Source organism: Brevundimonas sp. (assembly GCF_036405315.1).
GTDB lineage: Bacteria > Pseudomonadota > Alphaproteobacteria > Caulobacterales > Caulobacteraceae > Brevundimonas.
Genome location: NZ_DASWXW010000111.1, coordinates 1 through 22,519, shown reverse-complemented (window position 1 = coordinate 22,519; position 22,519 = coordinate 1). Strand labels below are relative to the sequence as shown.

Annotated in this window: 22 protein-coding genes; 12 read left to right on the top strand and 10 right to left on the bottom strand. The window is 69.6% G+C overall.

Annotation, left to right across the window (positions count from 1 at the left end; translation table 11 throughout):
• The 3 genes from VGE49_RS06685 to VGE49_RS06675 all read left to right on the top strand — a co-directional run.
• Positions 1 to 131, top strand: a 131-nt coding sequence (locus VGE49_RS06685; RefSeq protein ID WP_331033782.1) for a hypothetical protein, incomplete at its 5' end; no start/stop codon positions are given.
• Positions 132 to 135: 4 nt separating this feature from the next.
• Positions 136 to 1,668 (top strand): histidine ammonia-lyase, encoded by a 1,533-nt coding sequence (gene hutH, locus VGE49_RS06680; RefSeq protein ID WP_331033780.1) that lies wholly within the window; start codon positions 136 to 138, stop codon positions 1,666 to 1,668.
• Positions 1,669 to 1,849: 181 nt separating this feature from the next.
• Positions 1,850 to 2,353, top strand: a complete 504-nt coding sequence (locus tag VGE49_RS06675; protein WP_331033779.1) for a hypothetical protein — start codon at positions 1,850 to 1,852, stop codon at positions 2,351 to 2,353.
• Positions 2,354 to 2,375: 22 nt separating this feature from the next.
• Here the strand turns inward: VGE49_RS06675 and VGE49_RS06670 are convergent, their stop codons facing one another.
• From VGE49_RS06670 to VGE49_RS06660, 3 genes are all read right to left on the bottom strand, one after another.
• Positions 2,376 to 3,137, bottom strand: coding sequence for a peptidase (locus tag VGE49_RS06670; protein ID WP_331033778.1), 762 nt, complete (start codon positions 3,135 to 3,137; stop codon positions 2,376 to 2,378).
• A gap of 63 nt (positions 3,138 to 3,200) precedes the next feature.
• Complete coding sequence (fni, locus tag VGE49_RS06665; protein WP_331033777.1) at positions 3,201 to 4,232, bottom strand: type 2 isopentenyl-diphosphate Delta-isomerase; 1,032 nt, start codon at positions 4,230 to 4,232, stop codon at positions 3,201 to 3,203.
• Between the two features lie 17 nt (positions 4,233 to 4,249).
• Positions 4,250 to 6,073, bottom strand: coding sequence for a PPC domain-containing protein (locus VGE49_RS06660; RefSeq protein WP_331033776.1), 1,824 nt, complete (start codon positions 6,071 to 6,073; stop codon positions 4,250 to 4,252).
• 94 nt (positions 6,074 to 6,167) lie between these two features.
• On the opposite strand from VGE49_RS06660, the gene folD reads away from it, so the two are divergent.
• The 5 genes from folD (at position 6,168) to VGE49_RS06635 (ending at position 10,248) form a co-directional block, all read left to right on the top strand.
• Complete coding sequence (folD, locus tag VGE49_RS06655) at positions 6,168 to 7,091, top strand: bifunctional methylenetetrahydrofolate dehydrogenase/methenyltetrahydrofolate cyclohydrolase FolD (protein ID WP_331033775.1); 924 nt, start codon at positions 6,168 to 6,170, stop codon at positions 7,089 to 7,091.
• Between the two features lie 104 nt (positions 7,092 to 7,195).
• Complete coding sequence (locus tag VGE49_RS06650) at positions 7,196 to 7,918, top strand: LemA family protein (RefSeq protein ID WP_331033774.1); 723 nt, start codon at positions 7,196 to 7,198, stop codon at positions 7,916 to 7,918.
• A gap of 10 nt (positions 7,919 to 7,928) precedes the next feature.
• Positions 7,929 to 8,777, top strand: coding sequence for a TPM domain-containing protein (locus VGE49_RS06645; protein WP_331033773.1), 849 nt, complete (start codon positions 7,929 to 7,931; stop codon positions 8,775 to 8,777).
• Positions 8,777 to 9,463, top strand: coding sequence for a TPM domain-containing protein (locus VGE49_RS06640; protein ID WP_331033772.1), 687 nt, complete (start codon positions 8,777 to 8,779; stop codon positions 9,461 to 9,463). Before VGE49_RS06645 ends, VGE49_RS06640 begins: the two co-directional genes overlap by 1 nt.
• A gap of 44 nt (positions 9,464 to 9,507) precedes the next feature.
• Entirely contained in the window at positions 9,508 to 10,248 is a 741-nt protein-coding gene (locus VGE49_RS06635) for an endonuclease/exonuclease/phosphatase family protein (protein ID WP_331033771.1), read from the top strand.
• Here VGE49_RS06635 and VGE49_RS06630 read toward each other — a convergent pair.
• Together VGE49_RS06630 and VGE49_RS06625 are read right to left on the bottom strand one after the other, a co-directional pair.
• Positions 10,233 to 11,732 (bottom strand): phospholipase D-like domain-containing protein, encoded by a 1,500-nt coding sequence (locus tag VGE49_RS06630; protein ID WP_331033770.1) that lies wholly within the window; start codon positions 11,730 to 11,732, stop codon positions 10,233 to 10,235. The two genes, VGE49_RS06635 and VGE49_RS06630, sit on opposite strands and share 16 nt — an antisense overlap.
• Positions 11,729 to 12,088 (bottom strand): hypothetical protein, encoded by a 360-nt coding sequence (locus tag VGE49_RS06625; RefSeq protein ID WP_331033769.1) that lies wholly within the window; start codon positions 12,086 to 12,088, stop codon positions 11,729 to 11,731. Before VGE49_RS06625 ends, VGE49_RS06630 begins: the two co-directional genes overlap by 4 nt.
• 123 nt (positions 12,089 to 12,211) lie before the next feature.
• Between VGE49_RS06625 and VGE49_RS06620 the strand changes: the two genes are divergently transcribed.
• Together VGE49_RS06620 and VGE49_RS06615 are read left to right on the top strand one after the other, a co-directional pair.
• On the top strand, positions 12,212 to 14,767 hold the full coding sequence (locus VGE49_RS06620) for a tipN (protein WP_331033768.1): 2,556 nt from the start codon (positions 12,212 to 12,214) through the stop codon (positions 14,765 to 14,767).
• A gap of 118 nt (positions 14,768 to 14,885) precedes the next feature.
• Positions 14,886 to 15,479 carry a hypothetical protein gene (locus VGE49_RS06615; RefSeq protein WP_331033781.1) on the top strand — a complete coding sequence of 198 codons (594 nt, stop codon included), beginning with the start codon at positions 14,886 to 14,888 and terminating at the stop codon, positions 15,477 to 15,479.
• Here the strand turns inward: VGE49_RS06615 and VGE49_RS06610 are convergent.
• Positions 15,476 to 16,636 (bottom strand): MFS transporter, encoded by a 1,161-nt coding sequence (locus VGE49_RS06610; protein WP_331033767.1) that lies wholly within the window; start codon positions 16,634 to 16,636, stop codon positions 15,476 to 15,478. The two genes, VGE49_RS06615 and VGE49_RS06610, sit on opposite strands and share 4 nt — an antisense overlap.
• 50 nt (positions 16,637 to 16,686) lie before the next feature.
• Here VGE49_RS06610 and VGE49_RS06605 point away from each other — a divergent pair, with 50 nt between their 5' ends.
• Positions 16,687 to 17,058 carry a DUF423 domain-containing protein gene (locus VGE49_RS06605; RefSeq protein WP_331033766.1) on the top strand — a complete coding sequence of 124 codons (372 nt, stop codon included), beginning with the start codon at positions 16,687 to 16,689 and terminating at the stop codon, positions 17,056 to 17,058.
• A 30-nt stretch (positions 17,059 to 17,088) separates the two neighbouring features.
• Entirely contained in the window at positions 17,089 to 18,063 is a 975-nt protein-coding gene (gene pip, locus VGE49_RS06600; RefSeq protein ID WP_331033765.1) for a prolyl aminopeptidase, read from the top strand.
• Here pip and VGE49_RS06595 read toward each other — a convergent pair.
• From VGE49_RS06595 to VGE49_RS06580, 4 genes are read right to left on the bottom strand one after another with little or no spacing between them, the layout of a single operon-like run.
• Positions 18,060 to 18,569 carry a DUF6173 family protein gene (locus VGE49_RS06595; protein ID WP_331033764.1) on the bottom strand — a complete coding sequence of 170 codons (510 nt, stop codon included), beginning with the start codon at positions 18,567 to 18,569 and terminating at the stop codon, positions 18,060 to 18,062. The genes pip and VGE49_RS06595 overlap by 4 nt on opposite strands.
• A gap of 28 nt (positions 18,570 to 18,597) precedes the next feature.
• Positions 18,598 to 19,755, bottom strand: coding sequence for a rod shape-determining protein RodA (gene rodA, locus VGE49_RS06590; protein ID WP_331033763.1), 1,158 nt, complete (start codon positions 19,753 to 19,755; stop codon positions 18,598 to 18,600).
• A complete protein-coding gene (gene mrdA / locus VGE49_RS06585) occupies positions 19,752 to 21,809 on the bottom strand; it encodes a penicillin-binding protein 2 (RefSeq protein WP_331033762.1) in 2,058 nt (685 codons plus the stop codon). Before mrdA ends, rodA begins: the two co-directional genes overlap by 4 nt.
• Positions 21,806 to 22,324: a hypothetical protein gene (locus VGE49_RS06580; RefSeq protein WP_331033761.1), complete on the bottom strand. Its 519-nt coding sequence runs from the start codon at positions 22,322 to 22,324 to the stop codon at positions 21,806 to 21,808. Before VGE49_RS06580 ends, mrdA begins: the two co-directional genes overlap by 4 nt.
• Between the last annotated feature and the right edge of the window lie 195 nt (positions 22,325 to 22,519).

The window sequence follows — 22,519 nt, the reverse complement described above, 5'->3', positions numbered from 1 at the left end:
CCAAGCGTCTGGAGCGCGTCCTGTGGAACGACCCGGCCACCGGCGTCATGCGCCACGCCGACGCCGGATACGACATCGCCAAGGACGCCGCGCGCGAACACGGCCTGAACCTGCCCTCGCTGGACCTGTAAGCCTATGACCTCCACCATCGAAATCGGCGCCGCGCCGCTCACCCTCGCCCAGCTTCGCGCGGTCCTCGACGGTCCCGTCGCCGTCAGCCTGACCGACGCCGCCTGGGCCAATGTCGAGAAGGGGGCGGCGGTCGTCGCCGCCATCCTGGCCGAGGGCCGCACGGTCTATGGCATCAACACCGGCTTCGGCCTGCTGGCCAACACCAGCATTGCGGCGGAAGACCTTGAAACCCTTCAGAAGAACCTGGTGCTCAGCCACGCCTGCGGCGTCGGCGAACCTCTGAACGAGAACGTCACCCGTCTGCTGATGGTGCTGAAGATCGCCAGCCTGTCCAAGGGCGCCTCTGGCGTCCGTCGTCACACGCTGGAGACGCTGATCGGCATGGTCAACGCCGGGGTCCTGCCGCTGATCCCGGCCAAGGGCTCGGTCGGCGCCTCGGGCGATCTGGCGCCCTTGGCCCACATGAGCTGTGTCCTGATCGGCGTCGGCGAGGCCCTTTATCAGGGCCAGACGCTGGACGCGGTTTCGGCCCTCGCCAAGGCCGGACTGAAGCCGGTCGTCCTGGGTCCGAAGGAGGGTCTGGCCCTGCTGAACGGCACCCAGTGCTCGACGGCCCTGGCCCTGGCCGGTCTGTTCGCGACCGAGGACGTCTTCGCCGCCGCCGTCGCCGCCGGCGCCCTGTCGGTGGACGCCCTCAAGGGTTCGGACGCGCCGTTCGACCATCGCATCCACGCCCTGCGCGGCCAGCCGGGCCAGATCGACGTGGCCCGCCGCCTGCGCGAACTGCTGGCCGGCAGCGCCATCCGCGACAGCCACCGCCACGACTGCGCCAAGGTCCAGGACCCCTACTCGCTGCGTTGCCAGCCGCAGGTCATGGGCGCGACCCTGGACGTGCTGCGCAACGCCGCCGCCATGCTGGAGCGCGAAGCCAACGCCGTGACCGACAACCCGCTGGTCTTCATCGAGGATGGCGATGTCATCTCCGGCGGCAACTTCCACGCCGAACCTGTTGCTTATGCAGCAGATCAGATCGCCATGGTCCTGTGCGAGATCGGCAACATCAGTGAGCGTCGCACCTCCATCCTGGTCGACCCCAAGATGACCGACCTGCCCGCCTTCCTGGTTAAGGACAGCGGGGTGAACTCGGGCTTCATGATCGCCCAGGTGACGGCGGCGGCTCTGGTGGCCGAGAACCGCATGGTCGCCCACCCCTGCGTCATCGACACCGTCCCGACCAGCGCCAACCAGGAAGACCATGTGTCGATGGCCACCCACGGCGCGCGTCGTCTGCTGGACATGGCCGCCAATACCGCGACCGTGGTCGGCATCGAACTGCTGGCCGCGGCGCAAGGCATCGACTTCCGTCGGCCCCTGACCTCGTCCCCGGAGCTGGAGCAGACCTACGCCATCGTGCGCGAGGCTGCCCCTGCCTATGATCAGGACCGCTTTTTCGCGCCGGACATCGCCCGGGCGACGGACGGGGTGCGGGCCGGTCGCTACCGCGCCTTCGCTCGCGATCTGCTGCCCTCGGCCTAAACCAGGCCCCCCGCACAAGGGCGCCGAGCACTGGCCGAAGATCGACCGCTCGACCAAGGCCTGACGCATCCTTGTGCGGGCCACAATGCTGACGCCGCCGCGCTCGGCGTGAACCTGATGAGCCGCTGACGGGTTTAGGCGGCGTGCGACGCTTCCGTCGCGCGCCGCCGGAGCCGCCTCTATGAAGCCCCTCGCTCTGACCGGACTGGCGCTGGGCCTCACGGCTGCGGGCGCCGGAGGTTGGGCGGCGTGGAACTCGACGGCCATCGCCCATCGCGAAGTGGGGGGCGGCGAACTGCAAGTCGAGGTGGTCGCGCCCAGAGAACCCGATCTTCCGGTTGGCGCCATCTTGGCGGTGGGCGACCTGCGCGACGATTATGTCCATGACCCTGACCGGCTGCAACCGCCCGCCGTCCTCGATGCCGACTACGCCTACACCGACAACGCCTGGGCTGAGCCCGAGCCCTCGCCCGACCCGCTGTCGGGCCGCGCTGATGGTCTGGCGTGGACGACGTTGCGGCCGCCCGCGCCGATCCGGCTGGACCCCCACGACTACAGCTTCGGTTTCGACCAGCCCCCGCTAGAGCAGGCGACGGACAATCCGGATCATCCAGCCAACCCGGACGCATCGACATCGGATGCGCCCGCCGATACGTCCGCGCGCGACGGACGCGGTCTCGACTAGAACCGTCGAGGCCGCCGCACCATCAACGACGCGAGGTGACGCTGAGGGTGTAGTCGCCTTCTTCTGAGGCGGCGAGCGTGTTGGCGCGGATCGAGTAGGTCCCCGGGCGCAGGTTCTGGACGATCTGGGCGCTGGTGCGACCGCCGCTGTCGTCATCGGTGGCCAGCGAATCCCCGTCGCACTGCGGACCTTCATAAAGGCCAAGGTAGGCGTCGAACTCGCCAGAATCGAGCCGGACGGCGACGTTGCCGGCGCGAGCAAGCGTGGTCGTGTAGCAATCATAGAAGGAGCCGTCGTCGGCGCGACGGTCGCTGAACTCCAGCCGTCCGACGCGGCTTTCGCCGACAGCGATGGGCAGGACCTGGGTGGTCGGACGCACGCGTTCGCCCGCCGAGATGCGCAGCTCATAGCGGCCGGTCTCGCCCTCGCTCAGAGTATTGGCCTTGATGATCCACAGGCCGCCGCTGGAGGCGAAGCGCAGTTGCGAGTTGGTGCCCATGTCCGGGCCGTCGTCATTGGTGATCGAGGTGTCGTCGCAGTCCGCGCCCGCGCCCGCCGACAGATAGGTGTCGAAGTCCGACGAGCTGAGCGTGACCGTATAGGCCTCGTCCGGGTTGGTCTGGACGACGTAGCAACGGTAGTGCGAACCGTCGCCCATGCGGGCGTCCTTGGCGCTAAAATTGCCCTGCACCGTCTGGCCGGGTCGGATGGTGCTCTGGGCCGAGGCCGCGCCGGCGACCGCCAGGGCCGAAGCCAGAACGGTCGTCATCAGAAGGGTGCGCATAGAGGGGGAGTCTCCGTGAGTGTTCCTGACCAACGCCCTAATACGATCGCCTAAACAGTTGATTTATTTTACACTTAGCAAGGGGATGCGCTTCAGCGCCGACAAGCTGGCGGCGTTGGTGCAGAAGCAAACCGTGCGCAGTTGCCGGATCACGGTCTGGAAGTGCGCGATCACGGCTTCGGTCGAGACCGTCGCCGCCTGGATGACGCCCGAGGCCATGCCCACGACGTCGGCGCCCAGGCGGATGGCCTTGGCCACGTCGACGCCGTCGCGGACCCCGCCAGAGCCGATGATCAGGGCCTCGGGCAAGGCGTTGCGGGCCTCGGCGATAGCGCGGGCGCTGGGGATGCCCCAGGCGGCGAAGGCGGCGGCGTGAGCCTTGTCCGCCGGGTCGGTCGCACGCTCGCCCTCGATCAGGCCCCAGTTGGCCCCGCCGGCCCCGGCCACGTCGATCCCCGTCGCCCCCATGGCGATCAGGCGTTGAGCGGTGACGGCCGATATGCCCGCCCCCGTCTCCTTGACGATGACCGGCGCGTTCAGATCGCGAATCAGGGCCTGAAGCGCCGCGCCGACGCCCCACCAGTCGCGGTCGCCCTCGGGCTGACAGGCTTCCTGCAGGGGGTTCAAGTGCACCACCAGGGCGTCGGCCCCGATCATGTCCAGCGCCCGCTTCGCCTGCTCGACGCCGAAGCCGCGCGTCAGCTGGGCCGCGCCGATATTGGCCAGGATGGGCGTGTCGGGCGCCCGGTCGCGCAGGGAGAGATCCAGCCCGCCGCTCGCCCCGCCCTCGATCGCGGCGCGCTGCGAGCCGACGGCCAGGGCGATGCCCAGATGCTGAGCCGCCTCGGCCAGACGGGCGTTGATCGCCTCGGCGCGGGCCGGGCCGCCGGTCATGGCGCTGATCAGCAGGGGCGCCTGCAGTCGCCGCCCCAGGAAGTCGGCGCCGAGGTCGATCTTGGCGTGGTCCAGATCCGGCAGGGCCTCATGCACGAAGCGCCAGTCGTCGAAGCCGCTGGCCAGGGCGTGACGTCCGCCGCCGGACAGCACCACGTCGAGGTGCTGATCCTTGCGGCCCAGGATCAGGTCGTCGCTCATCGCGCCCCCCGTCAGCCTCAGGGCTGGCGCTCGACCGTCAGCACATAGTCGCCGGTCGAGCTGGGAGCGAAGCTGCGGGCGCGCACGACATAGGTCCCGTCGCGCGGCGCGGTCCAGTCCAGACGGGCGTGGGTGTCCGACAGGCTGTCGTCGTCCTCGGCCAGGCTGCGGAAGTCGCCCTCCTTGTCCTCGCCCACCTCGACCACCGCGTCGAAGGCGGCGGAGATCAGGGTGAAGCGCAGCTTCTCATCGGCCTTGGCCTTGAAGGTGTAGGCGTCGAACGAGACGCCCTCGTCGGTCAGGGCGTCGGTTTCGGACAGGCTGCCGCGCGCGGTCGACCCGACCAGCAGGCTGCCCGGACCCGGCTCGGGCCCACGATCAGAAAATTCTATCGAATACAGGCCCTTGCCGCTGCTGGAATAAGGCAGTGCGCGAAGAATATAGTCCCCGTCTTCCGGCAGGGTGAAGGTCAGGCGGGCGTCCGTGCCCTGACGCAGGCCGTCGTCGTCGGAGGCCAGTTCCTCGAACGCCTCGCCCGCCTTGCCGATCTGCAGCAGGGCGTCGAAATCGCCGGAACGCATGACGGCCTGGACGCGCTGCCCCTCGGTCCCGCTGAAGGCGTAGCCGTCGAACAGACGGCCCTCGTCGTCCGTCGCGCCGCCTTCCTTCAGTTCGCCCTGCACCGTCTGACCGAAGCCGAGGGCGGTCGGCGGCGGCGGCGGGGCCACCTCCTCCAGTTTCAGGTCATAGGCGCCCGAGGCGTCCGAAAAGCCGCGGGCCTCGATCAGATAGTCGCCGTCGTCGGGCAGGACGAAGGTCAACCGCGCGTTCAGCTCGCCGCCGCTGTCGTCGTCGGTGGCCAGGCTGTTGTGGTTGGCGTCGAACAGCTCGAGGTAGCTGTCGAAGTCGTCGGCCTTCAGGCTGATCGCCACGCGCTGACCGGCGCGGCCGGTGAAGCGATAGAGGTCGGCGGGCGCGCCGGAATCGCTCTGGGCGCTGTCTGCGCTCAGGCGGCCGCTGACCGCCTCGCCGATGGCGATGCTGCGCGCCGCCGGGGCCGGCGGCCCCTGCTCCAGCGACAGGCGATAGTCGCCCTCGGCGTCGCCGCTGACCGAAGCGGCCTGGATCACATATTCGCCGGCCTGGGGCGCGGTGAAGACCAGGTAGGAATTCAGCCCCTTGCCCGCGCCGTCGTCATTTTCTGCCGACTGCACGAAGGCGCCGTTGACCATGCGGCCGATGCGGACCAGCGGATCGAAGTCGTCGGCTTCCAGCAGGACCGCCACGCGATCCCCGGCGTTCGCGCGGAAGGCATAGGCGTCGAAGGTCTTGCCGTCCTCGTCCTCGGCGTCGCCGCTGGTCAGGCGTCCCGACACGTCGCCGCCCACCGAGATGCGGCCCGGACGCGGCTGACGCGGGGCCACGCGCTCGCTCAGCGCCAGGGTGTAGGCGCCGGTCTCCAGACCCGAGAAAGGCCGCGCGCGCACGATGTAGACGCCGTCGCTCTCCGGCGTGAAACGCAGGCGGGCGTTGGCGCCGCTGCCCGCGCCGTCATCGTCGGACGCCAGCGCGTCGCCCGAGGTCCGGCCCTCGGCGTAGATCGCCAGATAGGCGTCGAAGTCGCTGCTGCGCAGTTCGGCCTGCAGCCGCTGCCCGGCGCGCAACTGAACACGATAGTCGTCATAGCGATAGGCGTCGCCGCCGCGGGTGCGCGCGTCCCCCTCTTCCAGCCGTCCCTGGACCTCAGCGCCGATGCGCGTGTCGGTCGGCGTTTGGGCCAGGACGGAGCCCGACGACAGCAGGGCGACGACGCTGGCGGCGGCGAACAGAGAATGACGCATGAAAACCTCTTTGCTGGCGCTATCATAGACGCCGAACCGCAGCGGCTGTAAATCGCGGCCACGCTTTCCAGTTCCCAAGCCTTTGGAGCCGATCATGGCTGACGAACCCGCCCGCGCCTCGCTCATCGACGGCAAGGCCTTCTCGCAGACCCTGGTCGAGCGCGTCGCCGCCGCCGCCGCGCGTCTGCAAACCGCCCGCGGGATCAAGCCCGGCCTGGCCGTGGTCATCGTCGGCGAGGACCCCGCCAGCCAACTCTACGTCCGCAACAAGGGCGAGACGACGCTTAAGGCCGGGATGCGGTCCGACACCCACCGTCTGCCCGACACCACGACCCAGGCCGAGCTGCTGGCCCTGATCGCGGCGCTGAACGCCGACGCGGGCATCCACGGCGTCCTGGTGCAGCTGCCCCTGCCCAAGCACATCGATTCGGCCGCGGTCCTGGCCGCCATCGACCCGGACAAGGACGTGGACGGCTTCCACGTGGTCAACGTCGGGCGCCTGGCCGTCGGCCTGCCGGGGATGATCCCCTGCACCCCCCTGGGCAGCCTGATGCTGCTGAAGGATCAACTCGGCGACCTATCGGGCCTGAACGCCGTCATCGTCGGCCGCTCCAACATCGTCGGCAAGCCGATGGCGCAACTGCTGCTGGGCGAAAGCTGCACCGTCACCGTGGCCCACTCGCGCACCCGCGACCTGCCCGCCCTGTGCCGCACCGCCGACATCCTGGTGGCCGCCGTCGGCCGCCCCGAGATGATCAAGGGCGACTGGATCAAGCCGGGCGCCACCGTCATTGACGTCGGCATCAACCGCGTCCCCTCGCGCGATCCGGTCAAGGCCGCCGAGGGCAAGACCCGCGTGGTCGGCGACGTGGACTTCAACGAGGCGGTCGAGGTTGCGGGCCGCATCACCCCCGTCCCCGGCGGCGTCGGCCCCATGACCATCGCCTGCCTGCTGGCCAACACCTACACCGCCGCCTGTCGCGCGGCAGGGGTCGAACCGGAAGACCTGAACAGCTGAGGCGCCGCCTGGGATCAGGCTAAAAATCCAGCCTTGAAGCGGAGCCTTTCCGCCCCGATAGTCTATAGCGGATCAGCGGTCATCATGGCCGTCGGAGGAGCTTCATGGCTGGATTCTCGCCCCGTCTCGCGGCCGTCGCCGCCGTCGTCGTCCTGACCCCCGCCGTGGCGGGTTGCGGCTACAACACTATTCCGACCAAGCAGGAACGCGCCGAGGCGGCTTGGGCCGACGTCCAGAGCCAGTATCAGCGCCGTTCGGACCTGGTGCCGAACCTGGTCGCCACCGTGCAGGGCGCGGCCATTCAGGAACGCACCACCCTGACCCAGGTGATCGAGGCCCGCGCCAAGGCCACCAGCGTCAACATCGACGCCTCCAACCTGGATAACGCCGCCGCCTTCCAGCAATACCAGCAGGCGCAAGGCGAGCTGTCGTCCGCCCTGTCGCGGCTGCTGGTGACGGTCGAGGCCTATCCCCAGCTTCAGGCCAATCAGAACTTCCTGACCCTGCAATCGCAATTGGAAGGCACCGAGAACCGCATCGCCGTGGCGCGCCGCGACTACAATGAGGCCGTGCGCGACTACAACACGAGCCTGCGCACCTTCCCGACGGTGATCTGGGCCAAGACCCTGCACGGCGGTTCCAAGCCCATGCAGCTGTTCACCGCCACCGCCGAGGCCCAGAGCGCCCCGAGCGTGAACTTCAACTTCGGCGTTCCGGGCGCCCAGCCCAATGCTCAGCCTGGAGGCGGCGCGCCCGCGACCACGCCGGGGGCCGCGCCCGGTTCGACGCCGCCCGCCGCGGCCCCGGCCGCTGCTCCGGCGGCGTAGTCAGCCCGACATGATCCCTTCCGCCCTCGCCGTGAGGGACCGCAGGGCGCCGGGAGTAGGCCCGGCGCTGCTGCTCGGCATGGTCTTGTGGCTGGCGGCCCTGCCCGCCCTGGCCGCCGAGATCCGGTTCCCGGCCCTGACGGGGCGCGTGGTCGATGACGCCCAACTGCTGACGCCGGAACAGGAACAGGCCCTGACCGGCAAGCTGGCCACGCTGGAACAGCAGACCGGCGATCAGCTGGTGGTCGTCACCCTGCCCTCGCTGCAGGATCAGGAGATCGAGGACTTCGGCTATCAGCTGGGTCGTCACTGGGGCATCGGCCAGAAGGAAAACGACGGCGGCGCCCTGCTGATCGTTGCGCCGAACGAGCGCAAGGTCCGGATCGAGGTCGGCTACGGGCTGGAGGGCGTGCTGACCGACGCCTATTCCTCGCAGATCATCCGCAACGACATCCTGCCGGCCTTCCGCACCGGCGACTACGCCGCCGGCATCCTGGCCGGGACCGACGCCATCATCGCCCAACTGACCGCCGATCCCGCCGAGGCTCAGGCCCGCGCGGCCGAGGCGAAGAGCGCGGCCAGCGAGCGCGAGAAGCCGATCCTGCCGGCCCTGATCATCTTCCTGATCTTCTTCTTCCTCTTCATCAGCCTGGTCGGGGCGGCCGCGGGCGGTCGCAGACGTCGCGGCAGGGGCGACGGCCTGACCCCCATCCTGATCTGGGCCGCCAGCGAGGCGCTGAAGAACCAGGGCCGCGGCGGTCGCGGAGGCGGCGGCTGGGGCGGCGGCGGCTTCGGCGGCGGTGGATTTGGTGGAGGCGGCGGCGGCTTCGGCGGCGGCGGCGCCTCGGGGGGATGGTGATGCAGTTCACGAGCCACGACCACGCCCGCGTCGCCGAGGCCATCGCCCGGGCCGAGGCCAAAACCTCGGGCGAGATCTTCTGCGTCGTGGCCCGGCAGGTGTCGTCCTATCGCGACGTCAGCCTGGCCTGGGCGGCGGCGGCGGCCCTGCTGCTGCCGTTGGCTCTGATCCCGCTGGGTTTCGGCGCTCACTGGCTGCCGGGCCTCGGGGCTGATTGGCAGGCGGCCCACGTCGCCGCGCGCGAAGTCGAGATCAGCCAGACCCTGGCCGCCTACGCCCTGGTGCAGGCGGCGGTTTTCCTCGGTGTCTTCCTGATCAGCCTGATCCCGGTCGTGCGACGGTTGCTGACCCCTGCCCCTCTGCGCCGCACCCGTGTCCGCCGCGCCGCCATGCAGCAGTTCCTGGCCCACGGCCTGCACGTCACCGAGGCGCGGACCGGGGTGCTGATCTTCGCCGCCCTGGCCGATCATCAGGTCGAGGTCATCGCCGACGAGGGCATCCATGCCTGCGTCAGCCCCGAGGTCTGGGCCGACGCCGTGGCCGCTCTCACCAGGGGTCTGCGTCAGAACCAGCCCGTCGAGGGGCTGCAGCAGGCCATCGCCCTGTGCGGTCAGGTCCTGGCGGAACAGTTTCCGCCCCGACCCGCTGATATCAACGAGGTCCCCGACCGTCTGGTTGTCATCTAGACCCGCTAGACTGACGGCGGGATCGACCGCGCCGACAAGGACCCATGCCCAGACTCGTCACCTATAATGTGCACCGCTGCGTCGGGATCGACCGCAAGCTGGACGTAGGGCGCATCGCCGCCGTCATCGCCGAGCTGGAACCGGACATCGTCTGCCTGCAGGAACTGGATGTCGGCCGCGCCCGCACCAACGGCGTCGATCAGGCCCACGCCATCGCCGAGCGCCTGGCGATGGGCTTCCGCTTCCATCCGGCCATGACCATCGAGGCCGAGTTGTATGGCGACGCCATTCTGACGGCGCGGCCCGAACGGCTGATCCGCGCCGCCGCCCTGCCGACCCTGCCCAATCTGCGGGGGCTGGAGCCGCGCGGCGCCCTGTGGTCGGCCATCGACTTCGACGGGACGATCCTGAACGTCTTCAACACCCACCTGGGTCTGGTGCCGCGCGAGCAGCGGATGCAGGCGGCGGCGCTGGTGGGGCGAGAATGGCTGGGCGATCCCGCCTGCACCGGGCCGACCATCCTGACCGGCGACTTCAACGCCACCTCGATCACCCGCCCCTATCACGCCCTGACGCGGCGGCTGGCCGACGCCCAGCGCGAACTGGGGCTGAAGCCCTCGGTGAAGACCTTCCCGTCCAGCTTCCCGGCCATCCGCATCGACCACTGCTTCGTCAGCCCGGAGATCCGGGTGACGGGGGCCATGACCCCGCTGCACCCCCTGGCGCGCACGGCATCGGACCACCTGCCGCTGGCGATCGACTTCGAGTTTCAGCCCCCGGCCTGAGATCCTGCCTGGGGTCCAGCTTGGGGTCCTGGCAGCCGGGGCCGGTGCGAACGGTTCAGCCGCTTCCACGGCCGCCAGGCGTCGGAGGATGAACCAGGATCGCCCAACTGCCATTCGGCGACCATGCGCTGGACGGCGCTCGGCGGCTCCGATCCCAGCACGCTCATCCGGTCCGCGCCGAAGGTCTCGACCGCATGGCCGACAGACCCCATCACACCTTCGACCTGGGCGAAGTCCTCTCCCGACACGCCGAGGAAATGACCGATGGACCGCTGGCGGAAACGGCGGACTGCGTCGCGCCCCTCCTGCGTTTCCGGCTCGGCAGCCACGTCGCACTCGGTGTCCAGCCCCTGCGAGCGGTTGTTCAGATTGGTCGAACCAATCCGCAGAAGCCGATCGTCAATGATGGACATCTTGGCGTGAACGACGACCCGCTCCCCTTCGACCGTCCTCGGGCTGAAGGCGAAGAAGCGGTTGTAGCGGTCCGCCTGCTCCAGCCGATACAGGATCTCGGCGCGGGCTGTATCCATCGTCAGGCTGTCGAACCAGCTAGGGCTGCGCCCGGTCGAGACCAGAACCACCTCCGGCCCGTCCGGCTCGGCCAGTCGATCGGCCAGGGCCGCGGCGATCACCGGCGAGGTGAAATACTGGTTCTCCAGATAGATCAGCCGCCTGGCGCGGCGGATGGATTCCAGATGCAGGGCCTCGTTCTCGCGCACCTCGGGCCGGCCGCGCACGCGCGGTTCGGTCCGCGCCACGCCCACGTCCACGTCATGCAAAACCGCCTCGACCCCGTCGGGCCAGGGATCCTCGTCGGTCTCGTCCGGCAGGGTGCGCTCCCAGGTGGCGCGGAACCAGCGTTCGCGCGCCAGATCGCCCAGCGCCCTGGCCGCCGGACCGTCCAGAACGCACATCACCTCGTGACGGGGCGCGCTGAACAGGCCCGAGGGCTGGCAGCGGCGCGGATCATTGTCCAGGTGTTCGTCGGTGTCCCAGCGGTCGGTGGCGATGTCGCCCCCGCCGCAGAAGGCCACCTTGTCGTCGATGATCACCACCTTCTGGTGATGGCAGGCGCCGAGGACACCGGGCTTGTCGAGGCGGAACTCGACCGTCCGCTTCCTGAACCAGCCCTGGGCGCGGAGGGGATAGAACCCCTGCGAGGCGGCGATCAGCAGCGGCGACTTCCAGATCAGCAGACGGATATCCAGTTCGGGCTTCTGGCGCACCAGCATCCGCAACTGGTGGCCGATCTCGCCGCGCCGGTCGGTCAGCGGCGATTCCGGGTCCAGTCGGGTGCGAGGGTCGAACTGCCAGCCCAGAATGACGATCGACTTCTTCGCCTTGTGCAATGACGAGGCCAAGGCGTCGAAATAGGCGTTGTTCTCCATCAAAGGCGCAAAGCGATGCGCCGTGTCCACGCGCCAGCAGTCCCGCCCCGGTTCCAGCAGGCTGCCCTCGTAGCTGTCGTCGCCCCATTCCCTCATTCGGTCAGACTGACTGATTCGCGTGACGAGCCCATGCGCGCGGCCCTCAAGCTTGACGTTTGAAGACCGGCTTCGTTCCATTTACTGCGCCTGTGCAGCTTCACAATGCCGCCGCATTGTAAACAGAGCCGCGTTCTGTCATTGTCCGCGCCATGCAAATGCTGCTTGAAATGCTGGCCGGCCTGATCGCGCTGCTCGCTGCGGCCGCGCTGTCGCAGTTCGGCGTCGATTTGCACGCTCCGCGTCACTCGGAGCGTGAGATTCAGCGCGTGCAGGATTGCCAGGAAGCCCCCGCCGCCAGCATCGCCGCCCCGGCTCAGCGCAGCTGCTGACGCGCCGGCCTGACGGTCCGCCATCCACGATCTCCTTTCGAATCCCGGCCCGCGAGCCTTTGCGCGGCTGGATCGAGCCGCTAGGGTCCAATCCCTCCGCGCGCCCTCGCCGCGTTTCCGGCGAATAGTGATCGAGAACGACGCCCCATGAAGTCCAGCCATCGGCCGCCGCTCAACCTTTCCGACCCCGAACCGGGCGAAGGTCAGGATGAAACCATCGCCTCCGCCGCCGAGGAGCCGCATGAACGCGCGCCCGCGCCGCTGTCCGAACCCGAGCGCCCGATGTCGGAACGCCGTCGCCGGCGTCTGATGGAGGAACAGCGTCTGGCCGAGGCGCGCGCCGCCGCGCCCGATATGGCGCCGCTCGCCGTGTCGGCCGACGCCCCGCCGGCGCCGCTGGAATCGACCCCGCCCGCTCCGGCGCCGGTTGCTTCGCGCAAGGCCGCCCCCCGGCCAGCCGGCAACGCCTATCTGATCGCCGGCGTCGCCTCGGCCCTGTGGATCGGCGGCGTGGCCTCCTGGTTCGCCTATGAGTTCGGGTCGGGCGCGGTCGAGTTGGAACCCTTGCGGCTGGCCGTCTACGCCCTGATCGCCCTCGCTCCCGCCGGGCTCGCCATCATGCTGGCCCACGCCGTTCGCCAGGGCGCCGGTCTCGCCCTTGAGACCCGTCGCGCACGCGACATGGCCGAGGCCCTGGTCGGCCCGACGGCCCTGGCCGCCCATCAGACGGGGCAGGTGCTGACCGCCCTGCGCGGCGACATCGATCAGGCCGCCCTGGCCGCCGAACGCGCCCGCAACGACATGGCCCTGCTGCGCGAGGCCCTGGCCGAGGAAACCGCCCGCCTCAACGAAGCCGCCGAATCCGCCGGCCGCACCGCCCGTCGCCTGACCGACCAGTTGGGCCGTGAGCGCGAACAACTGGGCGCCCTGGGCGTGCAACTGGACAGCCAGGCCGTCGGCGTCGTCGATGCGGTCGAGCGCCAGTCGCGCATGGTGGTCGACGCCTCCGACCTGGCCCAGACCCAACTGCGCGAAGCCGAGGCGGCGCTGGCCGCCCGCGCCGCCGATCTGGCCGCCGCCGCCAACGAGGCCCAGGACGCCGCCCGCGCCGCCGCCGACGACCTGGCCCGCCAGACCCTGCGTCTTGAAACCGCCGGCAGCGGCGTGGCCGAACAGATTCAGTCGGTCGAGGAAGGCCTGAGCCAGCAGCGCGCCGCTCTCGTCACCGCCGCCTACGCCCTGCGCACCGATCAGGAGGACTTCTCGGCCCAGATCGAGAGCCAGCGCGCCCAGTTCACCGAGCAGTTGTCCCTGACCCGCAGCGCCGCGGGCGAGTTGAACCGGACGACCGGCGACGTCAGCGACGCCATCAAGGCACAGATCGAAGCCGCCGCCGACCAGTTCCGCGCCCTGGTGGACCTGTCCCAGCGCGAGGCCGACGGCTTCGACCACGCCACCAAGCTGGCGCTGGACCGCTTCGAGGCCCTGGCAGCCGAGGCCCGCGACCTGCTGGTCGAGGAAACCCGCCGCGCCCTGACGGCCCTGCAAGCCACCGCCGAAGAGCAGCGCGCCGCCGCCGCCGCCGCCATTGAACAGGCGCAGATCCGCGCTGACCGCCTGGGCGAGTCGCTATTCGACGCCGCCCAGAAGGCCGACGAAGCCGCCGAGGCCCGCATCGACGGCGCCCGCAAGATCGTCAACCAGACCGCCGACATGGTCGACCTGACCGGCGAGAAGGTGGTCGAGCGGCTGGAAGGCACCCTGGAACGCATGACCGCCGCCCTGGCCCAGGTTGAAAGCGCCGTGGCCGAAATGGACGCCCGCGCCAGCCGTCTGCCCGAGGAAGCCGCCGCCCGCGTCGACGCCGTGCGTGCGTCGGTCGAGGAAGGTCTCGCCGCCCTCAGCGCCGCCTCGCGCAAGGCCGCCGAAGACACCGAGGCCCTGGACGCCGGCTTCCAGGACCGCGTGCGCCGCAACTACGACATGCTGAGCGAGGCCGTTCGCCTGGTCGGCGTGGTGTCGGGCGACGCCCCGACCTCGCGCCGCCGCGAGCCTCTGCTGGCCACGCCTCCGGCCGAGGCGCCGCGCTATACGCCCCGATCGGCCCGACCGGCCGCCCCGGCCGAGTCCAAGTCCGCCGCCAAGCCCGTGGAGGAACGCGGCTTCGGCCTGCGCGGCCGTCTGCGGCTGGAGCCGACCGAGGTCGCCGCCGAAACCCCGCCGCCCGCTGCGCCCGCGAAAGACGAGGCGCTCGACTGGAGCGATCTGGTCAACGGCGCGGATCAGGACGTCGAGGCGGGCGAGGCCCCGCTGGACCTGGACACGCCCGTCATGGGGGCCGAGGCCGTCGACGCCCTGGCCGACCGGATCACCTCCGCCATCCGCCGCATGGGCGTCGATCCCAACGCCCTTCTGCCTCGCGCCCGCGTCGAGGAAGCCGCCCGCGCTCTGGCGGAGCAGGAGCCAGACCGCGCCCGCCAGATCGTGCGCCGCGTCGCCCCGGCCGCCGTGCGCAGCGTCTCGCGCCGCATCCTGGCCGACGCCGAGTTGCGTGCTGACGCCGACGCCTATGTCCGCGCCTTCGCCCAGTCTGTGAAGGATCAGACGCGTCACGGCGACGCCCAGGACGTCCAGGGCCGTCTGGCCACCGACGAAGGCCGCGCGTTCATGTTGCTGGACGCCGCCATCGGCGATCTCGGCTAGAGCTTAGCCGCAAATCCGTCACATTTTGCCCTGGCGGGCTTGACCTCCCGCCAGATTTGACCGCACCGTCCCGGTCGCTGTCGCGTTAGTGTCACACAGGGTGAACTCCTTGCTGGATATGGATACCGGGCTTCGCCCCGACCGGCGCCCCGCCATCGCCATCTGCGCCTGGGACCCGACCTTCACCGCATGGGACCCGGTCGAGGACCTGTCAGGCGATCCGTGGAACCCCGTCGGCGCACGCACCTTGCCCGTCGCGGGAAACGCCTCGGCCGACGCCGTCGCCGCCGAACTGAGCGCCCTGCTGGCCAGCGGCGAATGCGGCGCCCTGCTTCTGGTCGGGCGCACTGCGCACCCCGGCGCCTTTCGCCTGCAGATGAGGGCCGAGAACCGGCGCATGGACGGCAGCGACCGTCTGGATCACACCGGCCCCGGCGTCGTCCGCGCCACGGCCCCCGCCGCCGAGATCGTGCGCGACCTGACCGACGCCGGGTTGAACGTCATCGCCGCCTCGGACGCCGAGGAGGATGCCGGCAGCTATATCCTGTATCGCATCCTGAACGACCTGCCAGACGGCCCAGCCTCGCCGGCCATCGGCCTGATCCGCGCCCCGTCCGACGTCCCCAACGCCAAGGTTCAGACGGCGGTCAAGACGGCTGCCTCGGTCATCGCCCGCCACCTGGCGCCCCTGCCCCGCCCCAACGCCGCCTAGGTCTTCGACAGCCGCGCCTGCAGGATCAGCCCGGCCAGACCGCCGGTCGCCGCCAGCGCGGCCATAGCCAGATAGCCCTTCAGGCCGAAGGCGTCGTACAGCGGCCCCGACGCCGCCGTCGCCAGGCCGATCAGAACCCCCGCCGACACCACGGAGCTGAGCGTCTGCGCCGCCGTATGGCTGTCGGACGGCGACAGCCGCTCGACGATCTGCACCCCGGCCAGATAGGTCGAGGCGAAGCTCAGCGCGTGAAGCGTCTGCAAGGGCCACAGCGCCCACAGCGGCGGCGAAAAGGCCATCAGCGTCCAGCGCACGACCGCCGCCCCCGCCCCGATCGTCAGCATCAGCCACGGCCCGATCCCGACCCGCCGCCGCCACGGCTCGACCACCCACATGAAGCCGATCTCGACCAGGACGGAAAAGGCCCACAACAGGCCCGTCACGCTCTCGGGAATCCCCTGCGCCTTCCAGGCGATGGCCGAGAAGCCGTAGTAGAAGGCGTGCGCCGCCTGGACCGCGCCGATGGCGAAGATGGCGGTCATGAAGACCGGATCGGCCACCAGCCGCCCCAGCCCCTTGAACCGCTCCAGCCCCGGCGTGCGCGGACCGTCGGTGACTGGCTCGGTCGGCAGGACCCGCGACGCCGTCACCGCGATCAGCAGCGCCGCCGTCCCGATCCAGATGATCACCGCGTCCGGCGAGGCCTGTGTCAGCAGCGCCCCCATGCCGACGTTGGCGATCACAAAGGCCGCCGACCCGCAGCCACGCGGCATGGAGAAGGGAAATCCCTCGCGCTTGGCCACCCGCAGGGTCATCACGTCGCTGAGCGGAATCAGCGCCGCCGCCGCCGTGGCTCCCACGAACCAGAAGGCGGCCCAGGCCGCAAAGCCCTGAACCAGACCGGCGCCGCCGTATCCCAACGCCATGGCCAGTCCCAAGAGGGCGATGGGCGTGCGCCTGTACTTGAACCCATCGGCCCAGACGGCCAGCAGCGGCCCCGTCGCCAGCCGCCCCAGCATGGGGATGGCCAGCAGGGCGCCGATCTCGGCTCCGCTCAGCCCCTGCTCGCGAAACCACAGACCGGCGAACGGCAGGGTCACGCCGCTGGCGGCGAACAGAAGGACGTATTGCAGGGCCATGCGCGGGGCGGACTTCATCGCCGCTGCGATAGCAGACTCCGGCGAAGTTGTGGTCTAGACATTAAGCCATGAGCCATGACCGCAACCTGCTTGTCTTCGCCGCCTTCAGCGGGGTCATGGCCGTGGCGCTGGGCGCCTTCGCCGCCCACGGGGCCGGCCCGGCGACCAAGAACCTGCTGACCACGGGCGCCCAGTATCAGATGGTTCACGCCGTCCTGGCGGTCGCCTGCGCGACCTGGGCCGCGGGCGGCAAGACCGCGCGGATCGCCGGCTGGCTGGCGGCGAGCGGCGGGCTGATCTTCAGCCTGGCACTGGCCATGATCGGCTTGCTCAGCCTGCCCATCATGGGGGCCGTCGCCCCTGTCGGCGGAACCCTGATGATCGCCGGCTGGATCGTGCTGGCCGTCGCCGCGTTCCGCTCACACATCGTCAACGCCTGACCGGCCAATCTGAAACATCCATTTCCTGACATGGCATTTCCTGTGACTGACACCCCGCGCCGCGACCTCTACCCCGAGCTGGAAGCCTACGCCTCGGGCTGGATGGCGACCGACAGCGTCCACGAGATCTATTACGAGGAAAGCGGCAATCCGCACGGCGTGCCGGTCATCGTCCTGCACGGCGGTCCCGGCGGGGCGGTCAATCCGGGGATGCGCCGCTACTTCGATCCGGCCAAGTATCGCATCGTCATGTTCGATCAGCGCGGCTGCGGCCTGTCGCGACCCAACGCCTCGCTGGAAAACAACACCACCTGGGATCTGGTCGCCGACATCGAGCGCCTGCGTCAGATGCTGGGCATCGATAAATGGGTCGTCTTTGGCGGCTCCTGGGGTTCGACCCTGTCGATGACCTACGCCATCAAGCACCCGGATCGCTGCCTGGCCCTGATCCTGCGCGGCATCTTCCTGCTGACCAAGAAAGAGCTGCACTGGTTCTATCAGGACGGCGCCTCGATGATCTTCCCCGACGCCTGGGAACGCTTCCTGGCCCCCATCCCCGTGGCCGAGCGCGGCGACCTGATGGCAGCCTACAACAAGCGCCTGATGGGCGACGACGTCGAAGAGCGCAACCGCTGCGCCGTGGCCTGGTCCAGCTGGGAAGGCGAGACCGTCAGCGTCCAGGGCCCGTCGGGCAAGCCGGACAAGTTCGCCGAGCCGGAGTTCGCCGTGGCCTTCGCCCGGATCGAGAACTGGTATTTCACCAACGGCGGCTTCTTCGACAGCGAGCACTGGATTCTCGAGAACATCGAGGCCATCCGCCATATCCCCTGCTGGATCGCGCAGGGCCGCTTTGACGTGGTGACGCCGATCTCGGGCGCCTGGGCCCTGCACCGCGCCTGGCCCGAGGCGAAGCTGGACATCGTCGGCGACGCCGGCCACGCGTCGAGCGAGCCGGGCATCATCGACAGCCTGATCCGCGGCACCGACTGGGCGGCCGGCCTCTAGACCGCGTCGCCTGCGCCAGCCGTCGAAGCGGCGGCCGGTGGCGGATTGGTCTTCATCACCATTTCATTGAGCTGGAAGCCGATGCGGCGCGCCTCGCGCTCCTCCGGCTTCTTGATCGCGGCCAGGACCACGTTGATCTGGGTGTAGTGCTGGATCAGGCGCACCGGCTTGCCGTCGGCGTTGCGCCCGAAAAAGATGATCAGGTCCGGTCCCCAGAAGCCGACGTCCATGATCTGCATGGTGCCTTCGCCCGGCAGGCCGACGACGCGGGCGCCGATCTCCTCGTCCTTGTCCAGCTTGGCCTCGAACTCCTCGATCAGCTTGGACAGGCGCACGAAGGCCCATTCGGCGGGATTGTTGCGCATCCGCACGCCCTCGGTCAGGGCCGCCGCCTCGTTCTTGGGATCAGCCATGACGGGTTGCGGACAGGGCGTGTCGCCGCAGTCCGAGAACATGGCGGGATCGGCCTTGGGAGCGGCGGCGGGTTCGGGCGCTTTGTCGGTCATGGTCTCAGCCTATCGCCTGAAACCGCGATCAGAACAGCCCCTGCCCCTTCGGCAGTTCGACATAGCGATGCACGTGGGTCGACAGGATCAGGCCAAAGCCGATCATTACCGTCATCATGGTCGAACCGCCATAGGACAGCAGCGGCATGGGCACGCCCACGACCGGCGCCAGACCCATCACCATCGCCCCGTTGATCAGGATGAAGATGGCCAGGAAGGCGGTCATGCCCGCCGCGCTGATGCGGCCGAAATGGCTATGCGACAGCGACGCGATCCGCAGCGAGATCAGGATCAACGCCAGATAGCAGGCCAGAACCGTGAAGGAGCCGACGAAGCCGAACTCCTCGGACACGGTCGAGAAGATGAAGTCGGTGTGCCGCTCCGGCAGGAACTCCAGCTGGCTCTGGCTGCCCAGGCCGTAGCCCTTGCCCAGCAGGCCGCCGGACCCTAGGGCGATCTTGGACTGGATGATGTTATAGCCGGTGCCCGACGGATCGGCCTCGGGGTTCAGGAAGGTCAGGACGCGGTTGCGCTGATAGTCGTGCATGACGAACATGACGAAAGGCGGAACGATCGCCACGGCGGCGGCGGCGCCCGCCGCGATCACCCGCCAGCTCAGCCCGGCCAGGAACATGACGGCCGCGCCGGTCAGGCCGATGACCATGGCCGAACCCAGGTCCGGCTGCTTGGCCACCAGGAGGAAGGGCAGGCCGATCATGCCCGCGGGGATCAGCAGCTTCCACGACCAGCGCGCGTCCTGAGCCGAATGGCCGTGATACCAGCGCGCCAGCGCCAGAACGAGGCCGATCTTGACGAACTCGGCGGGCTGGATGCGGATGAAGCCCAGGTTCAGCCAGTTCTTGGCGCCCCCCGCCACATAGCCCAGCGGCGTGAACTCGATCAGCAGCACCATGAACAGCAGCAAGCCGTAAAGCGGATAGGCCGCGCGGAACCACCACTTGGGGTGCACCATGGCCAGGCCGATCATGGCGATCAGCAACAGGCCGAAGCGGAGCAGGTGCTTCCACGCCCAGGGCGACCAACTGCTCCCCGCGATCGAATACAGCATGGCCGTGCCGATGCCGGCCAGGACGCAGAGCAGGCCGATCACCCGCCAGTCCAGCTCGGCCAGCTTGCTGGACAGCCGATCGCGTTCACCGGGACGGGACAGGGCGGACGCGGTCATCGCGGCGTCTCCGAGAGATAGGGACGCGGCCCCGAAGAGGCCGTGGGCGCGGCGGCCTGCGCGCGCGGCGTGAAGGCTTCGACGGCGGCCTGACCCGTGACCTCGCCGCCGGGCTCCAGCTCGGCGTCGTCCGCGCCGACGGAGGCGACAGGCTCGGGCGGCAGGGGCCGCTCGATGCGCGCGCGCATCTCCGGGTCTTTCAGCAGAGCCACCTTCATCACCTCGCGCGCCTTGGGCGCGGCGTCGGCGGCGCCGCCCGCCGGGGCGTGCTGGATGATCAGGGCGATGGCGTAGCGCGGCGCGTCATGCGGCGCGAAGGCGACGAACAGGGCATGGTCGCGGCGGGTCCAGACCGCGTCGCGCGGCCCGCGCGAGCCGGTCCCGTAGTCGCGCGACTGCGCCGTGCCGGTCTTGCCGGCCATCTTGATGTCGCCCAGCCCCAGCTGAGACGCGCGATAGGCGGTCCCGGTCACGTCGTTGGCCACGGCCGCCATGCCGCCGCGGACGATATCCAGATGCTCGTCGCTGAACGGCAGGTCAGGCACGTCGCCGCCGGACGGCTGTTCCTTGCCGCCGATGGACTTGATCAGGCGCGGCGTGATGGCCTTTCGCCCATTGGCCAGGCGCGACACCATCACCGCCTGCTGCAGGCAGGTGATCGACACAGCCCCCTGACCGATAGAGACCGACAGGGTTTCGCCCGGGTGCCAGACCGGATCCTTGGGACGCGCCTTCTTGACCCACTCCGTCGTCGGCAGCAGGCCCTTGGACTGGCCGCCGATGCCGATGTCATAGGTGCGGTGATAGCCCAGATCCTCGGCCACGCGGGAAATCCGGTCCACGCCCGCCCGGTTGGACAGGTGGTAGAAATAGGTGTCGCACGAGTTCTTGATGGCGTTGTGCATGTCCATCGCCCCGTGCCCGCCCTTGCGCCAGCAGCGGAAGGTACGGCCGCCGTAGCGATAGCCGCCGGTGCAGACCACCCGCTCCTTGGGGTCGATCCCGGCGTCCAGGAAGGCCAGGGCCGTGGTCATCTTGAAGGTCGAGCCCGGCGGGAAGGTGCCGTAGATCGCCTTGTCCAGAAGCGGCTTGCGCTCATAGTCGGCCAGGGCGCGATAGACCTTGGACGGCACGCCCGAGACGAACAGGTTGGGGTCGAACGACGGGGCCGAGACCATGGCCAGGATGTCGCCGTTGCGCACGTCCATGACGACGCAGCCGCCGGATTCCTCGCCGAACACCTCCAGCGCCCGGTTCTGGACGTCGTTGTCCAGCGTCAGCACCACCTCGGCCCCCGGCACGGCGGGCCGGGAACCGGCGACGTCCTCGGCGACCACACGGCCGCGCGCGTCCACCTCGACCCGCTTGCCGCCGGCTTCGCCGCGCAGGTCGGCGTCCAGCGCCTTTTCAATACCCTGACGACCGATGCGGAAGCCTGGGTTGAACAGGATGGACGGCGGCTCCTCGCCCTTGTCGCGGATCGCCTTGACGTCGCGGTCGGAAACCTTGGCCACGTAGCCGACGACGTGGGCGTAGGCCCCGCCGTGCGGATAGTACCGGGCTTCGTTCATGTCGGCCATGACGCCGGGCAGTTCGGCGGCGTGCAGATTGACCTTGGAGAACTCCTCCCAGGTCAGGTCGCTCTTGACCGGCACGGGCGAGAAGCGCGGCGCAGCGTTGACCTCGCGGATGAGGGTGCGGCGACGCTCCAGCGTGTCGGGCAGCAGTTGGCCCAACAGATCCAGCGTCTGATCCAGATCCTTGGTCTCGTCGCGCACGACCAGAACGCGGAAGCTGGGCCGGTTGCCGGCCACGATCACCCCGTGGCGGTCCTTGATCAGCCCGCGCGGCGGCGGGACCAGGCGGAAGTTGAACTGATTGTTGGTGGCGAGGGTGGCGTATTCCTCGGCCTTGACGATCTGAAGCTGGGCCAGACGTCCCACCAGGGCCGTGACGCCCAGCGTCGTCACGCCCCCCAGCAGCAGGGTGCGCCGCAGGAAGGAACCCTGCCGCTCGTTCACGTCCGAGAAGAAGATATGGGGTTCGCTGCTCATCGGAAGCGCACGTCGGCGTCGTCAAACCGCTGGATCAGCCAGTCGGCCAGGGGGAAAAGCAACAGGGTCGGCACGACCTGACCCAGAACGGCCAGGATGCTCGGCGCATTGCCCACCGTCATCGTAGTGATCGTATAGGCCAGGAAGAAGGCCAGGCCGGTCGAGGCCGCATAGAGGGCGAACAGGACGATGGTCGCCTGCCCCGCCAGGAAATTGGCCGCCAGCAGGATCGCCCCATAGACCGCCAGAAGGCTGAGCGGCCACAGGCCCAACGGCCCGCCCCAGAACAGATCCAGAAACAGGCCGAGGCCGAACAGGACCGCCGGCGCCAGCATGGACGGCCGGATCAGGGGCCAGGCGAAGGCCAGGACGATCGGCAGCACCGGCTCGGGCAGGTTCAGGCCGAACAGCCGGAACGGGACGGCCAGCAGCACCGTGACCGCGATCGCGGTCAGGGCCGGATAGACGATCCATTGCAGCGGGCCGACGACGCGGACCGTGATCGCCCGTCTCACTCTGCCGCTCCCGCAGGGGTCGGCGCAGCGTCAGGCGTGGACGCGGCGGGCGGGGTCGGCGTCGGGACGACCGGCCGGGGCGCGACGGGTCGCGGTTGGGGCGTGGTCGGACGGGTTGCGGCGGGACGAGACGTCGCCGGAGCGGTCGCCGTTGCAGCGGACGCGAGGGCGGGCGCGGGCGCAGGCGGCGGAGCG

Coding starts and splice junctions, on each gene's coding strand:
- hutH (WP_331033780.1), top strand. CDS start 136: ATGACCTCCACCATCGAAATCGGCGCCGCGCCGCTCACCCTCGCCCAG.
- VGE49_RS06675 (WP_331033779.1), top strand. CDS start 1,850: ATGAAGCCCCTCGCTCTGACCGGACTGGCGCTGGGCCTCACGGCTGCG.
- VGE49_RS06670 (WP_331033778.1), bottom strand. CDS start 3,137: ATGCGCACCCTTCTGATGACGACCGTTCTGGCTTCGGCCCTGGCGGTC.
- fni (WP_331033777.1), bottom strand. CDS start 4,232: ATGAGCGACGACCTGATCCTGGGCCGCAAGGATCAGCACCTCGACGTG.
- VGE49_RS06660 (WP_331033776.1), bottom strand. CDS start 6,073: ATGCGTCATTCTCTGTTCGCCGCCGCCAGCGTCGTCGCCCTGCTGTCG.
- folD (WP_331033775.1), top strand. CDS start 6,168: ATGGCTGACGAACCCGCCCGCGCCTCGCTCATCGACGGCAAGGCCTTC.
- VGE49_RS06650 (WP_331033774.1), top strand. CDS start 7,196: ATGGCTGGATTCTCGCCCCGTCTCGCGGCCGTCGCCGCCGTCGTCGTC.
- VGE49_RS06645 (WP_331033773.1), top strand. CDS start 7,929: ATGATCCCTTCCGCCCTCGCCGTGAGGGACCGCAGGGCGCCGGGAGTA.
- VGE49_RS06640 (WP_331033772.1), top strand. CDS start 8,777: ATGCAGTTCACGAGCCACGACCACGCCCGCGTCGCCGAGGCCATCGCC.
- VGE49_RS06635 (WP_331033771.1), top strand. CDS start 9,508: ATGCCCAGACTCGTCACCTATAATGTGCACCGCTGCGTCGGGATCGAC.
- VGE49_RS06630 (WP_331033770.1), bottom strand. CDS start 11,732: ATGAGGGAATGGGGCGACGACAGCTACGAGGGCAGCCTGCTGGAACCG.
- VGE49_RS06625 (WP_331033769.1), bottom strand. CDS start 12,088: ATGGCGGACCGTCAGGCCGGCGCGTCAGCAGCTGCGCTGAGCCGGGGC.
- VGE49_RS06620 (WP_331033768.1), top strand. CDS start 12,212: ATGAAGTCCAGCCATCGGCCGCCGCTCAACCTTTCCGACCCCGAACCG.
- VGE49_RS06615 (WP_331033781.1), top strand. CDS start 14,886: ATGGATACCGGGCTTCGCCCCGACCGGCGCCCCGCCATCGCCATCTGC.
- VGE49_RS06610 (WP_331033767.1), bottom strand. CDS start 16,636: ATGAAGTCCGCCCCGCGCATGGCCCTGCAATACGTCCTTCTGTTCGCC.
- VGE49_RS06605 (WP_331033766.1), top strand. CDS start 16,687: ATGAGCCATGACCGCAACCTGCTTGTCTTCGCCGCCTTCAGCGGGGTC.
- pip (WP_331033765.1), top strand. CDS start 17,089: ATGGCATTTCCTGTGACTGACACCCCGCGCCGCGACCTCTACCCCGAG.
- VGE49_RS06595 (WP_331033764.1), bottom strand. CDS start 18,569: ATGACCGACAAAGCGCCCGAACCCGCCGCCGCTCCCAAGGCCGATCCC.
- rodA (WP_331033763.1), bottom strand. CDS start 19,755: ATGACCGCGTCCGCCCTGTCCCGTCCCGGTGAACGCGATCGGCTGTCC.
- mrdA (WP_331033762.1), bottom strand. CDS start 21,809: ATGAGCAGCGAACCCCATATCTTCTTCTCGGACGTGAACGAGCGGCAG.